This is a genomic window from uncultured Winogradskyella sp. (assembly GCF_947495255.1).
GTDB lineage: Bacteria > Bacteroidota > Bacteroidia > Flavobacteriales > Flavobacteriaceae > Winogradskyella.
In genome coordinates this window covers 61,093-77,525 of the sequence record NZ_CANLYI010000013.1, presented here as the reverse complement: position 1 = coordinate 77,525, position 16,433 = coordinate 61,093, and the positions used below count along the sequence as shown (strand labels likewise).

The window sequence follows — 16,433 nt, the reverse complement described above, 5'->3', positions numbered from 1 at the left end:
AACACAGGAGATGTGACCTTAACGGATATTGAAGTAACGGATGCGAATGCAGATTCAGGCAGTTTAACTTATCCAGGTGGTTTAACGAATATTCCAAGTTTAGCACCAGGAGTAAGTGTAACAGTCACGGTAGAGCAGACGATAAGTCAATCAGATTTAGATGCCGGCTTTATAGAGAACAGTGCAACAGCAACAGGCGATAGTCCATCAGGAACAGATGATGTAAGTGATGTATCAGATACAGATGTTGATGAAGACGGAAATACAATAGCAAACAATGAGACCGTTGATGGACCAGATACAGGAGTTGATCCAACAGAAGATCCAACACGAACGGACTTAAATCCAAACGCAGAATTAACCTTTACAAAAACGGTAGCAATATCTAATGATGTTGCTCCAACAGGTTCAAGTTTAGGTGATGAATTGACATATACATTTAGTGTTCAGAATACAGGTGATGTAACTGTCGATAATATTACAATTGATGATGCATTAACAGGTACAGTTGGTTTATCTATAACTCCAAATCTATTATTACCTGGTGAAATAGGTATAGCAACAGCAACATATATTATTGATCAAGATGATGTAGATTTAGGCTCTATTGAGAACTCAGCGACTGTTACAGGAGATAGTCCAAGTGGTACTGATGATGTAAGTGATACTAGTGACAATGGAGATGAGACTACTGATGGTCCCGATCTTGATACTGATCCAACAAACGACCCAACAATCATAACTATTAGTCAAAATTCTGAGTTGAGTATCACTAAGACAAGTGTCTTAGATTTAGGTACGGATAATGTTTTAAATGCAGGAGATGAGATTATTTATACTTATACAATAACTAATATTGGTAATGTAACAGTATTTGATGTTAGTGTTAATGAAAATACTGCAAACTTTACAGGAACAGGAACTTTACCAACACCACAATATGTGAGTGGTGGATCAGATGAAGATCTTGAGAATGATATTGAAGATATGATTGTAGGCAATGGAACAATTGTTTACACAGCGACTTATACAATAACTCAAGATGATATTGATGCAGGTGTAGTAACTAATCAAGCAACAGCAGATGGAACAAATCCAACAGGAGGTTCAGTAAGTGATACTAGTGATGACCCAGATGATGCAACTAGTAACGATGATCCTACGGATACAATACTTCTTGGAGATTTAGATATTGAAGTTGTAAAAACTTTTAGTATTACTAATGATGTTTTACCAGCTGGAGCTAGTCTAGGTGATGAAATCACATATACTATTAGTGTAACGAATACTGGTACTTTAACATTAGATAATGTAATGATTGTAGATACATTCACTGATTTAGATGGTAACCCATTAGTATTTGTAACAGGACCAAGTTTTGTAAGTCCAGCTTCTCAAGGGAGTGTAGAAGGTATATTGTTAGTAGGAGAAATAGCTACTTATACTGCGACTTACATTATAGAACAAGATGTTATTGATATCGGAGGATTCCAAAATAGTGTTGTTGCAAGTGGTGACAGTCCAAATGACGTTACTATAAGTGATACAAGTGATGATGGAGATGATACGGATGGCAACACAGAGGATGATCCAACAGTTATTACTATAACTGCGGATCCTAAGATTAGTTTAATTAAAACAATTGAGCCGTTAGAAGATACAAATGGAGATGGTATAATAGGAGGACTTGATGATATTATTACCTATATATTCATTGTTGAAAATACAGGAAACCAAACACTAACAGATATTGTTATTGAAGATAACTTACCTGGTTTAAACTTGGTAGGAGGTCCAATAGCAACATTGTTGCCTGGTGATATAGATAGTACAACATATACAGCGACTTATACTATTACTCAAGAGGACTTAAATATAGGAAGTGTAACTAATTCGGCTTCAGTTCGAGGAGAAGTAATCGGAGGAGATCTTACAGATCCATCTGATGATATATTAGATACTAGTGATGATCCAACAGATAATGCTGATGATGATGATAATGGAGATGGTGAGCCTGATGATCCAACAGTAGTTATTCTTAATACAATATTTGATTTAGAGATTACTAAAACAGTAGATGAGTTAAAACCTGTAATAGGTGAATTAGTAACATTTACTATTGAGGTAGCTAATATTGGGAATGTAACTGCAACTAATATCGTAATAGATGAGCAGATACCAGATGGTTATGTTTTTATTTCTGCAATAACAACTGCTGGTGTTTATTCTGAGTTTGATGGAGAATGGACTATTACGCAATTAAACCCTGATCAAGTGGAAATACTCGAAATTACGGTAGAAGTATTAGGGTTTGGTGATTATTTGAATACAGCTTATATACAAAGTTCAGTTGGTGGAACCGATGAAGATACAAGTAATGATGAAGATGATGCTTCTGTTGATCCAATTTGTTTAACTATTTACAATGAGTTTTCTCCAGATGGTGATGGTGTTAACGAATCATTTGTAATTGATTGTATAGAACGTTTCCCAGACAATAAATTAGAAGTTTATAACAGATGGGGCAATATTGTTTATAGTAAAAATGGTTACTTAAATAATTGGAAAGGTACTTCTAATGGAAGAGCCATAATTAATCAATCAGATGATTTACCCGTAGGTACGTATTATTATGTACTTGACTTAGGTGACGGTTCTGACGCAAGAGTTGGATGGTTATACATTAATAGAAATAATTAATAAATACTGAATTATAAAATATATTAAAATGATACATAAGTCATCACTAATAAAAGGATTAATAGTTTTAGTATTTACACTAATTAGTACTATTAGTTTTGCGCAGCAAGATCCGCAGTACACGCATTATATGTATAATACATTGAGTGTTAATCCTGCGTACGCTGGTCAGAGAGAAACCCTAAGTGTTGTAGGTTTACATAGATCACAATGGGTTGGTATTGATGGAGCACCACAAACACAATCTTTAAGTATTCATTCGCCATTAAGAAATGAACGTATAGGTCTAGGTTTAAATATTGTTAAAGATGCTTTAGGTCCTGCTACAGAATCATTTGTTGATGCTAATTTCTCCTATACAATTCCTTTAAATGCTCATGATTTAAAATTATCTTTTGGAGCAAAAGGAGGTTTACACATTTTAGATACTGATTGGAGTAAAGGCCGTTTTCAAAATACGGATCCTAATAATTTTGGGGATAATATTAACCTCATTTCACCTATGATTGGTGCAGGTTTATACATGCATACTAGAAAATGGTATTTAGGTTTGGCAGTTCCTAATTTTATTCAGACAAAACATTATGATGATTATGAGGAATCTGTCGCTACGGAACGCATGCACTTTTATTTTATAGGTGGTTATGTCTTTAATATTAGCGAAACAACAGAATTAAAACCTGCATTTTTATTAAAAGGTGTTTCCGGTGCTCCAGTAATTGCAGATGTTTCTGCGAATTTTTGGTACCAAAAGAAATTAACATTTGGTTTAGCCTGGAGATGGGATGATTCAGTTAGTGCATTAGCAGGTTTTCAAATAACACCTGGTATGTTTCTTGGATATAGCTATGATATGACCTCTACAGGATTAAATAATTATAATAGCGGAACACACGAAGTAACCTTAAGATTTGAAGTTAAAAGAGTCGGTAGAATTTTATCTCCACGTTTCTTCTAAAAATATAACTATGAAAACAGTATCAAAATATATATTATTCGCTTTTGTAATTGTAATTTCCTCAAATGCATTTGCTCAGAAAGGAAAAATACAAAGCGTTAAAAATGATTATAGAAATTTTGCTTACGTAAAAACAAGTGAAGTTTTATTAGAAGTTGCTAATAATGGTTATAAGTCGTCAGATTTATTTCAAAAATTAGCCAATTCATTTTACTTTCAGAATAAAATGGAAGAAGCTTCAAAATGGTATGGGGAATTAATGGAACTAAATGAGGTAATTGATCCAGAATATTATTTTAGATATGCTTTAGCATTAAAAGGAATTAAGGATTATGAAGGTTCTGATAAATGGATGGAAAAATTCAATACACTTAAGCCAAATGATTTAAGAGGTAAAGCGTTTGTATCTAAAGTAGATTATAAATCTGCCATTGATGAAATGAGTAGAGATGATATTGAACTGGTTAATTTAGATATTAATACTCAGTTATCCGATTTTGGTACTACAGAATACGAAAATGGAATTGTATTTGCTTCAGCTAGAGGAGGTGGACGTTTATATAAATGGAATGAAGAGCCATATTTAGATATATATACTGCAGAGAAAAAGGAAGATGATTCTTTTGAAGATGTTAAAAGTATTGGTGAGAACGTAAATACAAAGTTTCATGAATCTAGTGCGATATTTTCACCTAATGGAAAGTATATGTTTTTTACTCGAAACAATTTTTTTAGATTAAAGTATAAAGAGGACGCTACAGGCATAAACAGGTTACAATTATACAGAGCAACATTAAGTGAAGATGGAGTTTGGGGAAATATTCACAAAATTCATTTTAATAGTAGTGATTATAGTGTTGCACATCCTGCACTTAACCTTACAGGTTCTAAATTATACTTTGCTTCAGATATGCCAGGAACACTTGGTCAATCGGATATTTTTGTAGTAGATGTAAATGAAGATGGAACATTAGGAGAACCGGAAAATTTAGGAAGCTCAATAAATACAGAAGCTCAAGAATCTTTTCCTTTTGTAAATACAGATGGAGATTTATATTTTTCTTCTACGGGTTTTCCTGGGTTAGGAGGATTAGATGTATTTGTATCTAAAGGTGCAGATCAAAAAATAATGTCAGGTTCTAGCCGTAATTTTCCAATTGAAAATGTTAGTGAGCCAATAAATAGTGCTTGGGATGATTTCGGTTACTACGAAAACCTTGTTACTAAGCGTGTATATTTTAGTTCAAATAGAGAAGGTGGTAAAGGAAGTGACGATATCTATACCTTCAAATATCCTGAAATCAAGCTTATGGTAGAGGGTAAGGTTCAGGACGTTAATACAAAAGAATTAATACCTGGCGCAACTGTAATTTTATTCGATGAACAAGGTGTTGAATTAGATCGTCAAATTGTTGGTGAGGATGCCTACTTTAATTTGAGTGTAGAACCTGAGAAAGAATACTTAATTAGAGTTGAAAAGGATAAATATACTTCAGACGAACAAAGATTTACGACACCAAACAGAAATCAAGAATTGAAGATGGAATTGCTTATTGAAAAAGATGAGCAACAAATTGAACCTTGTGATGATTTAGCTAAAGTATTAGACATTCCTATTATTTATTTTGATTTTGATAAATCTAATATTAGATACGATGCGGAAATCGAAATTCAAAAAGTTTTAGCGGTATTAAATAAATATCCTACAATGCACATAGATATTCGTAGTCATACAGATTGTAGAGGTCCTGCTTCATATAACGAACAGTTATCTGAACGCAGAGCACAATCTACTAAAGCGTACTTTATAGAAAAAGGAATTGCAGCAGAGCGCTTAACGGCTAAAGGTTATGGAGAATCTCGTTTAGTTAATGATTGTGGGTGTGAACCAAGTAACAATTCAGATTGTTCTGAGGCAGAACACCAGTTAAATAGACGTAGTGAGTTTATTATAACGAGTATAGATGGTAAAACATGTGATGATAAAGTAGAGACTGAAGATTAATTCATTCAGTTACAAATAAATTTAAGTAGCCGTTTAATTTTTTAAACGGCTATTTTTTTATGAAATCCTTTACTTTTATTTATTATTTAGATGTTAATTTTGTGATATGTTAGAAGAAAAAGTCATCTTAGTCGATGAAAACGATAATCAAATAGGCTTAATGCCTAAAATGGAGGCTCATGAAAAAGCACTTTTACATCGTGCATTTTCTGTTTTTATATTTAATGATAATAATGAGTTAATGCTTCAACAGCGTGCATCTCATAAATATCATTCACCTAAATTATGGACCAATACATGTTGCAGTCATCAACGAGACGGAGAAACTAATATAAAGGCTGGTAAGCGACGTTTGGAGGAAGAGATGGGTTTTGTTACGGAACTAGAAGAAAAGACATCATTTATGTATAAGGCACCTTTTGACAATGGTCTAACGGAACATGAGTATGATCATGTGATGGTTGGTCATTATAACGATGATCCTAAGATTAATGAAGATGAAGTAATGGATTGGAAATGGATGAAGCTGGATGATGTAAAACAAGACATCAATGAAAATCCTCAGATATATACAGCTTGGTTTAAAATAATTTTCGAAAAATTTTATGAATTCATAAACATCAAAAAATAATGAAGGTTACCGTACATAGAAAAGCGCATTTTAACGCAGCTCACCGATTATACAGAAAAGACTGGAGTTTTGAGAAAAATGAATCTGTTTTTGGTTTATGTAACAACCCTAACTTTCATGGCCATAATTATGAACTAATTGCAAGTGTAACCGGAGACATAGATCCTGAAACAGGTTATGTAATTGATGTAAAGATTTTAAAAGATATTATTAAATCTGAAGTTGAGGACGCCTTTGATCATAAGAATTTAAATGTTGAAGTTGAAGAATTTAAAGATTTAAACCCAACAGCAGAAAACATAGCAGTAGTAATCTACAATAAGATAAAGCCAAAATTAGATTCAAAATTTCATCTTGAAATTACGTTATATGAAACATCACGTAATTTTGTAACCTATTCAGGAAATTAATATTATGAAAAAACTTTTATATCCATTAAAATTTCAGCCTATCTTAAAGGATAAAATTTGGGGAGGAGAAAAGTTGAATCAATATTTTAATAAAGCTTCAGATTCAAAAGAATTAGGCGAAAGTTGGGAAATAAGCACAGTTCCAGAAGATGTATCTATTGTTTCTAATGGTGACTTAAAAGGCGAAACACTTCAAAAATTACTAGAAGATTATAAATCTGAATTATTAGGAGATAAAAATTGGAAACGTTTTGGTAATCAATTTCCGTTACTTATCAAGTTTATCGACGCTAAAGAAGATTTAAGTATACAGCTACATCCCAATGATGAATTGGCAAAAGAACGCCATAATTCATTCGGGAAGACTGAAATGTGGTACGTAATGCAAGCTGATAAAGATGCTAACTTAATAGTAGGTTTTAATCAGCAAATAGATAAGGAAACTTATTTAAAACATTTAGAGAATAAATCACTAACTGAAATATTAAATTTTGATAAAGTAAAAGAAGGCGATACCTATTTCATTGAATCTGGAAGAGTACACGCCATTGGAGCAGGTGTTTTATTAGCAGAAATTCAGCAAACAAGTGATGTAACTTACCGTGTTTACGATTGGGATAGAGTTGATACGAATGGCAATGAGCGCGAATTACATAATGATATTGCTATTGATGCTTTTGATTTTAACATGAAGAATGACTTTAGAGTAGGTTACAGTACTAAAAAAAATGCTTCAAATAAAATGGTTAGTTGTCCTTTCTTTACAACTAATTTTATAGAATTAGATTCTGAATTAAAAATACAAAATACGCACGATTCCTTTATAATTTATATGTGTGTTGATGGTGATGTCGAAATTTCAACGACTATTTCAACAGATATTATTTCTAAAGGAGAAACACTATTAATTCCTGCACAGATTAAAGATTATAGGTTAAAAACCAAATACGGAAAGCTTTTAGAGGTTTACGTTTAAAACTTCTTAATAAAGAGAGGAAGGGAGTGTGAAATAACAAAAAGGATTTAGTATTTTTGCGGTTATTAAAAAAATAAATTTATTATGGCAAATAAGAGAGATTTAAAAAAAGATATAAACTACGTTTTAGGTGATATTATTGAAGCGGTTTACGTTTGGGAATTAACAAATTCAGAAAAAGCAACAAAAGAAAGTGAAGCAATCATTGATGAAGCTATCACAACTTTTGATGAGTTAATTGCTCGTACTAACAATAGAGCTGTAGAAAACAAAAAAGCTCATTTTAAAGCAATTGGAAATGATCTTGAAGCAAAAGGAAAAGAACTTATAGAAAAAATTAATAAATTAAAATAAATAGGTTTGCATATTTAAAAATCTATTTTAAATTTGCGGCTGCTTATTGAGATTTAAATAAGTTAGTTTTTTGCCGATGTAGCTCAGCTGGCTAGAGCAGCTGATTTGTAATCAGCAGGTCGTGGGTTCGAGTCCCTCCATCGGCTCTTAATTGAAACTCCAACTATTAATAGTTGGAGTTTTTTAGTTTTAAAACTAAAATGCTTTTAAAGTCTTATTAATTATTTAAGGATAACAGTCACGCTTTCGGTTTTAAAAATAAAAATCCAATCAATTAAATGATTGGATTTTTTATAATGATTCATTATGCAATGAATAAAATATGTTCAGATATAAATTGAGCTTTTATTCTATAGATTTATTGCTAGCAACAACTTTAGCTAATTTTTTTCCGTAAAATGAATTCTTAATTTTAGGCGTAAGGTTATTATAAATAGAATCTATAAAAATCGGATTTGCACTTCGAGCCTCATATAATGCTAAATAAGGGGCAATTTCGTTGTCTTTATTATTTATAGCATATTGAATAGTGTAAGCATATTTTCGTTTAATAAGCAAATTACCTAATTTAGTTAAAGAGTCTGTAGCAATACTGTCTCTCTCTTTTTGCGCCAAAAAACGTGCTTCTAATACATCTAAATTCTGATCATTATATTTAGAAATTACCTTTAAGTAATCATCTAACAATTCTTGTTGCTTAGAGCCTTTTATTTCCGAATCAAAATTAAAATTCTTTAAAGTTGTATTAATTTCGGTTATCCCTTTATCCGCAAAAAACGGAATGTAATGCTCTGCACCATCATTTTTAAACATTTTTAAATAGAGTAGAATAGGTTCTTCAATATTAGTATGAAGAGTAAATTCTCGTTGACCATTAATAGTCATAGAATCTAAATCTACGACACTAGAGTCTCCATCTTTTTGAAGATAAACGACACCTTTTTTTAAGCCTTTAACGGTTCCTTTTAAAGTGAAGTTAGCATTGTTTTCTTTATCACAAGAAATAGCTAAAAAGGCTAAGATAATGAGACTTAAAGCTTTGTTCAATTTTGTCATGTTTTGTTAAAAATTTAGTGCGTAAATATCTTATAATAGTTTTAATATTACTAACTAATTGCAGCTAATTCCATTAAAATTGTGCAACCAATTGCTGCGATGGTACCAACTGCATATCCAAAAACCGCTAGTAATACGCCAACTGTTGCTAACGAAGGGTGAAAAGCAGAAGCTACAATAGGAGCAGATGCTGCACCACCAACATTAGCTTGACTACCAACAGCTAAAAAGAAATAAGGTGCTTTAATTAGTTTTGCGATAATAATTAAAAGTAGAGCATGTATAGTCATCCAAACAATGCCAATTGCAATAAGCCCAACGTTATCAAAAATCATTGTTAAATCCATTTTCATTCCAATACTTGCAACTAAAATATAGATAAACACGCTTCCAAATTTACTAGCTCCCGCACCTTCATAATTTTTAGCTTTCGTATTCGATAATATTATTGCGATTATAGTAGCTATACTAATCATCCAAAAGAATTTCGAACCTAAAAACGTAAATATGTTCTTAGTAGTTGATGATTCTATATCTGCTACAATATTTTCAAATAAAGGTGCTAAGAAATTAGCGCATAAATGTGCAATGCTTACGGTTCCAAAAGCAATAGCACAAATAACCATAATGTCAGTTAGAGATGGATTTCTTTTTACTTTCTCCGAAAACGTGGACATTTTATTTTTTAATTCTTCAATTGATGAAGTATCTGCATTTAACCACTTATTAATTCTATTTCTCTTTCCGATTCCAATTAAGATAATAGCCATCCAAATATTTGCGACCACAATATCTACAAAGACCATTCCTCCGTATTTTGCCTGGTTATAACCGTAAATTTCTAACATAGCCGTTTGGTTGGCTCCACCACCAATCCAGCTTCCTGCTAGAGTAGATAGTCCTCTCCATACCGCATCTGGCCCAACTCCTCCTACAGTTTCAGGAGATACACTTGCTATTAATAATATTGCAATTGGTCCTCCTATAATAATACCTACAGTACCTGCAAAGAACATAACTAAAGCTTTCCATCCTAGATTAAAAACGGCCTTTAAATCAATACTTAATGTCATAAGTACTAATGCCGCTGGTAATAAGTATCGGCTAGAAACATAGTAAAGATTAGAACTATGTTCAGTTACCACACCAGTTTCAGAAACTGTTGTCCATTCTGGTGATATTAAACCTGTTGTGGTTAAAATAGCAGGAACCATGTATGCCATAAATAATCCTGGTACTATTTTGTAGAATTTTGACCAAAAACCTGTTTTAATGGATTCTGTAACAAATACAAATCCCAAGGCAAGCATTAATAGTCCAAATACAATAGTATCATCAGTAAAAATTGGAGTAGTATCCATAGTTATTTTAATTTAGTGTCCGCAAAATACAAAAATTAAAAACGAAAAAAAGCGACCGTTTCCGATCACTTTTTGTCTTTATCATTATCCTTTGGTTTAGGTTGCCGATTATGCTCTTTTAGATATTGCATAAGCATCCATTCTATTTGGCCATTGGTACTACGAAATTCGTCCGAAGCCCATTTTTCAACGGCTTTCAGCATATCTTCATTCATTCGTAATGCAAAGGCTTTCTTTTTAGACATTATAATTACATTAATTAATTTTTGTGTTATAGGCGGCTAATACATTTTTAGTATCATTTTGTTTTTGTGTACCTATTAAAAGTTTTTTTCCGTTTTTTAATATCAGTTGTATTCCGATATCTCCAGAAACGTTTATTGCTCTACCTGTAGGTTTATCCCAAAATATACCACCTTTTAATCCCCAACCACCATATTCACCACATGGGTCGTATGTTCTAACATAAGCTTTTTGGATTTCATTCCATTGAATCACTCTAAAAATCCGATGAAAAGGGAAGAACTTATAATGAATCCCAGTTTCATCGATACGAGTTATAAGCTTAAAGAAGAAAATAAATCCAGAAGCGAATAAAATAAGAAAAATGAAACCTATTACTTCTAAATTAGTAAAGTTCTCTGGATTTTCTAAATATTCTTTTATATATATTCCGATAGGTACTATTGTACTTATTAACATAAGTATAATTAACCATGGCTGATTGAAACGTTGTTCTTCTTTAAAAATTTTCATTATCTATTTTTATCGCGTTCAAATATAATTAAAGGCGAATTTTGTCCTATATGTTTCACTTCCCAACCTTCTCTTGCATATTGATTTAAAAGGTCTTCATATTTTTGAATTCTATTTTTAAAACCTAATTTTGGCTGAATTACTTTGTACTCTTTCATATTTTAATGACTTAAGGTTCCTGTGTTTAAAACAGGTGATGCATCTTTATCACCACAAAGGACAACCATAAGATTACTTACCATGGCAGCTTTGCGTTCTTCATCTAAATTAACAACTTGTTTTTTATTTAATTGTTCTATTGCCATTTCTACCATACTTACAGCACCTTCGACAATTTTATGTCTGGCAGCTACTATGGCTGTTGCTTGCTGACGTTTTAACATTGCATTTGCGATTTCTTGTGCATAAGCTAAATAGCCAATTCGTGCTTCTAAAACTTCAATACCAGCAATAGATAAACGTTCATCTATTTCCTTTTCTAATGCATTACTCACTTCATTAACACTAGAGCGAAGTGTAATATCTTCGGTAACTCCTTCATCAGCAAAATTATCATAAGGATACATACTTGCTAGTTTTCTAACAGCAGCATCTGTTTGCACGCGTACAAAATTTTCATAATTATCCACGTCAAAAGCTGCTTTATAAGTATTCTGAACTCTCCAAACTAAAATGGTACTAATCATAATTGGGTTTCCTAATTTATCATTAACTTTTAAGCGCTCACTATCAAAATTGCTTGCTCTGAGTGAGATTTTCTTTTTTGTATAAAAAGGATTTACCCAATAGAAGCCATTCTTTTTAACTGTACCAACATATTTCCCGAATAATAGTAATACTCTAGAGCCGTTTGGTTGTACCATTAAAAACCCAAATGCTAAGGCAATTGCTGCAATTATACCAAATAGTGACCAAACTGTTTCTGTCAATGGTATAAGTGCTAAGCTTCCAAAAAATAGTATTAGAAATAAAAATAGCATAAGGTAGCCATTTGCCGGAATGATGATTTTTTCTTCTGTCATAATTTGTAAATTTAATTGGTTAATAAGTAATCTAACTCAATATGATATTAAAATGATATCATAAAGATATAACTTATTTTATAAGTATGCAAATAGTTTTATTTGTTACAGTATTATAAAAAGAATTAAATAAATAAAGTTTGGCACGCCATTTGTAATATACTAAACGTAATGATTATTACGATAGTTACCCAGAGTAACACTACTACATAGTCGTACCATTACAATTGGTTGGTTAGTTAGAAAAAGGCATCTCGTGGTTGGGATGCCTTTTCATTTTAGGATGTTTTTGGGTACAAAAAAAGCATCTCGTTCCTGAAATGCTTTTATAAAATTTTATTATTTACTATGACTGTATAAATGCCGTTATAGACTTAATAAGTTGCGGAGAAATTGATCTAAAGGATTCGTTATAAGATTTTGAGTTTTCTAAATCATCACCTTCAATTTCAAATAAAACATGATTCATGTTTTCAATAATAACTAATTCAGCCTTGTCATTAGCTTCTTTTAATAATTCGGCCTCTTTTTCCGTTACTTGTAGGTCTTTAGTACCATTTATAATTAGAATAGGCATTTCTAATGTCTTTATAACTTCAGAAGGATTATAAGACATCCAATTAATCATAAAGGGTTGTGTGTCTGCATTAAAAACTGCGCTTAAAGGAGCAGGATAGTCGGTTGTTGTAGTTCCTTCTTTTAAACTAGCAACTACGCGTTTGGTATCTTCAGTTAACATTGGAGCCGTCTTTTCTACCTGTTCTATAATAACATCTCCTATATTATTACCAGCACCAGCGAGTGAAACAAACCCATCTGCTTTATCAACCGCAGAAAGCATACCTACTAAACTTCCTTGGCTATGACCAATAATGTAGATTTTATTATAGTTGTCTTTTTCTTTGAAATAATCCATTACAGCAGAAGCATCGCTAACAAAATCATCGAACATAATATCTTTGTCTACATTATTTTGAAGAATTTGTTTTACAATACGTTTGTCATATCTAAAAGTAGCAATGCCATTTTCAGTAAGTTGTTCTGCTAATTTTTTTAAAGAATTGTTTTTAAGAAAGTTCTGATTTCCGTTTCTATTGGTAGGACCAGAACCTGCAATAATAATTGCTAAATTAGGTTTGTCATTATTAATAGGCGAAAGTAAAGTACCATCTATCCATTTGGTAATTGATAACTCTTCTTCGTTATAGGTTTTGTTTTGGCTAAAACTAATTGAGCAAACCAAACATAATGCGAGAATTAAGTGCTTTTTCATTATTGTGAATCTTTATGAGGTATAAAGTTAATTGAAATGTTACCTAGTTGTATGTTTTTAACCAATATTTAGACCAATTTTATTGTTTTTATATGAGTTTTTGAAACACTCTTTTTGTGCTTTTTAACGTTGAAAAGTGATATTTCATCTTTAAATGTTAAAATTAAGTGTATTTCAGCGATTAAATTTGTTTTTTAGCTTACGTAATGAAAATGAATTATATATTTGACATGTACTAGAAATTTAGTTTTTAGTTCAATGGATTAATTAATTAATATTTGCCGTGTGTTGTGTATAATTAGAGACCCTAAATCTACCAGCATAGTAAAAAAGCAAATAAACGAAAACCGAGATTGAGGGATCTCGGTTTTTTGTTTTTATATACTTTCTGTCCTCAAAATAATGAAACAAATTACACAGGTTTCAGTTTAAAATCCTATTTCTTTTTCAAGTATAAAGATTACATTATTGATTCTGTCTAGAAATGGAGCTCTAATTCTATTTTTTCATTAATTTAGTGTTCAATATGAATTACAAATCACTTTTTTACATAGCAGGTTTAATTTTTGTGCTTTTTGGCTTTCAAGAAGAGAAAGCTTTACCTGATGGTTTTGTATATGTAGACACCGTTATTCCGGATTTAAATGTGGAGTTACGTTATTTCACTGCAAATAATTTTGTTGGTGATACTATTGATGGTTACAAGATTAACCGTTTAATTTTAACAGAATCAGCAGCGAATAAATTAAAATTAGTTCAAGATGAATTACAACAACAGAACCTATGTTTAAAAGTTTATGATGGCTATAGGCCACAACGTGCTGTAAATCATTTTATCCGTTGGGCAAAAGACTTAAATGATACTATAAAGAAACAACAATTTTATCCTGAGGTTAATAAACGAAACCTATTTAAATCTGGTTACATTGCTTCACGTTCTGGTCACAGTAGAGGGAGTACTTTAGATTTAACTATTATTGATGGAGAAACAGAAGAACCTTTGGATATGGGAAGTCCATTTGATTTTTTTGGTGAAGAATCTTGGGTAGCTGATGATGATTTAACAGAAGAACAAAAGAAAAACCGACAAATACTGCAATCCGTAATGATAAAACATAACTTTAGGAATTACCCAAAAGAATGGTGGCATTTTACCTTACGATGGGAACCTTTCCCAAAGACTTATTTTGATTTTGAAATACAATAACTTAAGATTTCTTCAAATACACTAATCCTATTATAGGACCCAAAGCTAATACCATAAATGCATATGGTGTGCAGTTTTGATTGGCTAATAGAACATTTAATAATTGAATACTTACAATCGTAATTGAAAAACCAATACAATTAACAATAGTTAATGCAGTACCAATAGATCGTGTTTCACAATTTTGAGCAACCATTGTTGAGAATAAAGGCGAATCTGCAATTACGGCCATTCCCCAAATTATAAGAAAAATTATAAAAATAGGACTAGAGCTTATCATAAAAAACAATGGTGAAAGCAAACAGCACAGACCAGAAATACTTAATGATAAAATGGCGGTTTTTCTAATACCATAAGATTTAGATATAAAGCCACCAATAACGCAAGAGACAGTTCCGGAAGCTATCACTATAAAAGAAAATAGAGAAATATTTAAATCCGCATTATGAAGCTGAGAATGTGTTAAAAGCAACACAGGCACAAAAGTCCAAAAAGCATAGAGCTCCCACATATGTCCAAAATACCCAAATGCAGCCGACCGAAACGATTTATCTTTAAAAACCTTTAATGTTTTAGTCATATCAAATTTTTGTGCACGTTTTTGATAAGGACCATTTGGAACAAAAAATAGTATAAGAATTCCGCCTAATAAGGCTAAAGTTGACGTTGTCCATATCACCATTTCCCATTTAAAATCTAAATTAAAAGATTTTATTAAATACGGAAATGCGGTTCCTAATACTAGTGCAGCTATTAAAAAACTGAGAGATTTACCTAATCCTTTTTCAAAATGGTCAGCGGCAATTTTCATTCCAACCGGATAAATTCCGGCCAAACAAAAACCCGTTAAAAACCGAAATAAAAGAAGTGTAATAATTGTATTGTTAGAATACAGTAAACCAAGATTAAATAGAGCACCAAAAATCGAGCAAATAAAGAACACACGAGTAGGCGAGAAGCGATCACTCAATGTTAGGAGTGCAAAAACAAAAGTGCCAATAATAAAACCAAATTGTACGGAAGAACTTATATAACCAAGTGATTCAGTATTTAAATTAAAGAATAAAATTAAATCATCTATAATAGAATTACCAGCAAACCAAAGTGATGTGCAGCAAAATTGCGAAAAGATAATAATTGGTAAAACCCAACTTGTAGTAGTGTTCTTCGTTTTCAATAATTTATAGATTTATAATGATCTTACCTTTTAATATTTAGGTCTACTTCAACATCTTGTATACCATGATATTTTCTGCCATACTTTAAATCTATATCATATTTTATATTGTAGATTTTTAAAACATTATCTACATCATCTTTTTTAGATTTTGTTAGTTTTAAATCATTTCTAAATTGATTTAATGGACCAGTTGCTAAGGGTAATACAGTCATTAAGCCAACAGCTGAAATTATAAAAGGAGCTGCAGCGATTACTCTAAATTGTAATAAATATTGTGCTAAAAAGTAACCAGCTAAGATAACAGCCAATCCAATGACTAAGAAAACTACAAAATTGATGTAAACTAGAGATTTAGTTTTTAAAACACCTTCATATTCAATATTTGTAGATTCAATTTGAGATGTTAGTTTAGAATCTAATTTTGCCTTTACACATTTATTAATAAACTCTGGTTTCCGTTGGGTAAGTCCACAAAGCGTTCCTGTTTTAAAATCGACTACTTGATGGTCACATAGTTGACAATGTTTAGTAATATTCATTCTTT

At 31.6% G+C, this 16,433-nt stretch carries 17 protein-coding genes and 1 tRNA gene; 9 read left to right on the top strand and 9 right to left on the bottom strand.

All coding sequences use genetic code 11. The features are described from left to right. From Q0807_RS18125 to Q0807_RS18090, 8 genes are all read left to right on the top strand, one after another. Positions 1–2,700, top strand: a 2,700-nt coding sequence (locus Q0807_RS18125) for a gliding motility-associated C-terminal domain-containing protein (protein WP_299112561.1), incomplete at its 5' end; no start/stop codon positions are given. A 28-nt stretch (positions 2,701–2,728) separates the two neighbouring features. Beyond that, positions 2,729–3,658 (top strand): type IX secretion system membrane protein PorP/SprF, encoded by a 930-nt coding sequence (locus Q0807_RS18120; protein ID WP_299112559.1) that lies wholly within the window; start codon positions 2,729–2,731, stop codon positions 3,656–3,658. A 10-nt stretch (positions 3,659–3,668) separates the two neighbouring features. Next, positions 3,669–5,663, top strand: a complete 1,995-nt coding sequence (locus Q0807_RS18115) for an OmpA family protein (RefSeq protein WP_299112556.1) — start codon at positions 3,669–3,671, stop codon at positions 5,661–5,663. A gap of 106 nt (positions 5,664–5,769) precedes the next feature. After that, a complete protein-coding gene (gene idi, locus Q0807_RS18110; RefSeq protein WP_299112554.1) occupies positions 5,770–6,294 on the top strand; it encodes an isopentenyl-diphosphate Delta-isomerase in 525 nt (174 codons plus the stop codon). Further along, positions 6,294–6,704, top strand: coding sequence for a 6-carboxytetrahydropterin synthase (locus Q0807_RS18105; RefSeq protein ID WP_299112551.1), 411 nt, complete (start codon positions 6,294–6,296; stop codon positions 6,702–6,704). The genes idi and Q0807_RS18105 overlap by 1 nt, the downstream gene beginning before the upstream one ends. A 4-nt stretch (positions 6,705–6,708) precedes the next feature. Next, complete coding sequence (locus Q0807_RS18100; protein ID WP_299112548.1) at positions 6,709–7,680, top strand: type I phosphomannose isomerase catalytic subunit; 972 nt, start codon at positions 6,709–6,711, stop codon at positions 7,678–7,680. An 84-nt stretch (positions 7,681–7,764) separates the two neighbouring features. Beyond that, entirely contained in the window at positions 7,765–8,034 is a 270-nt protein-coding gene (locus Q0807_RS18095; RefSeq protein ID WP_299112544.1) for a hypothetical protein, read from the top strand. Positions 8,035–8,106: 72 nt separating this feature from the next. Continuing rightward, positions 8,107–8,180 (top strand) — tRNA-Thr (locus Q0807_RS18090). 199 nt (positions 8,181–8,379) lie between these two features. Here the strand turns inward: Q0807_RS18090 and Q0807_RS18085 are convergent. From Q0807_RS18085 to Q0807_RS18055, 7 genes are all read right to left on the bottom strand, one after another. Further along, positions 8,380–9,090 carry a DUF4369 domain-containing protein gene (locus Q0807_RS18085; RefSeq protein ID WP_299112541.1) on the bottom strand — a complete coding sequence of 237 codons (711 nt, stop codon included), beginning with the start codon at positions 9,088–9,090 and terminating at the stop codon, positions 8,380–8,382. A gap of 50 nt (positions 9,091–9,140) precedes the next feature. Continuing rightward, complete coding sequence (locus Q0807_RS18080) at positions 9,141–10,451, bottom strand: DUF819 domain-containing protein (protein ID WP_299112538.1); 1,311 nt, start codon at positions 10,449–10,451, stop codon at positions 9,141–9,143. A 65-nt stretch (positions 10,452–10,516) separates the two neighbouring features. Next, positions 10,517–10,696: an Arc family DNA-binding protein gene (locus Q0807_RS18075; RefSeq protein ID WP_299112536.1), complete on the bottom strand. Its 180-nt coding sequence runs from the start codon at positions 10,694–10,696 to the stop codon at positions 10,517–10,519. Positions 10,697–10,706: 10 nt separating this feature from the next. Next, positions 10,707–11,207 carry a hypothetical protein gene (locus Q0807_RS18070; protein ID WP_299112533.1) on the bottom strand — a complete coding sequence of 167 codons (501 nt, stop codon included), beginning with the start codon at positions 11,205–11,207 and terminating at the stop codon, positions 10,707–10,709. Beyond that, positions 11,207–11,365, bottom strand: a complete 159-nt coding sequence (locus Q0807_RS18065) for a DUF4177 domain-containing protein (RefSeq protein WP_157362591.1) — start codon at positions 11,363–11,365, stop codon at positions 11,207–11,209. The genes Q0807_RS18070 and Q0807_RS18065 overlap by 1 nt, the downstream gene beginning before the upstream one ends. A gap of 3 nt (positions 11,366–11,368) precedes the next feature. After that, positions 11,369–12,229: an SPFH domain-containing protein gene (locus Q0807_RS18060; protein WP_299112525.1), complete on the bottom strand. Its 861-nt coding sequence runs from the start codon at positions 12,227–12,229 to the stop codon at positions 11,369–11,371. Positions 12,230–12,575: 346 nt separating this feature from the next. Then, positions 12,576–13,502 (bottom strand): alpha/beta hydrolase, encoded by a 927-nt coding sequence (locus tag Q0807_RS18055; protein ID WP_299112523.1) that lies wholly within the window; start codon positions 13,500–13,502, stop codon positions 12,576–12,578. A 526-nt stretch (positions 13,503–14,028) separates the two neighbouring features. Here Q0807_RS18055 and Q0807_RS18050 point away from each other — a divergent pair. Next, entirely contained in the window at positions 14,029–14,709 is a 681-nt protein-coding gene (locus tag Q0807_RS18050) for a M15 family metallopeptidase (protein ID WP_299112521.1), read from the top strand. A gap of 1 nt (position 14,710) precedes the next feature. On the opposite strand, the gene Q0807_RS18045 is transcribed toward Q0807_RS18050, so the two are convergent. Together Q0807_RS18045 and Q0807_RS18040 are read right to left on the bottom strand one after the other, a co-directional pair. After that, the gene (locus tag Q0807_RS18045; RefSeq protein WP_299112519.1) at positions 14,711–15,886 is read right to left on the bottom strand and encodes a nitrate/nitrite transporter; all 1,176 of its coding nucleotides are present in this window, start codon (positions 15,884–15,886) and stop codon (positions 14,711–14,713) included. Positions 15,887–15,909: 23 nt separating this feature from the next. Further along, the gene (locus Q0807_RS18040; protein WP_299112517.1) at positions 15,910–16,428 is read right to left on the bottom strand and encodes a hypothetical protein; all 519 of its coding nucleotides are present in this window, start codon (positions 16,426–16,428) and stop codon (positions 15,910–15,912) included. Positions 16,429–16,433: the final 5 nt, after the last annotated feature.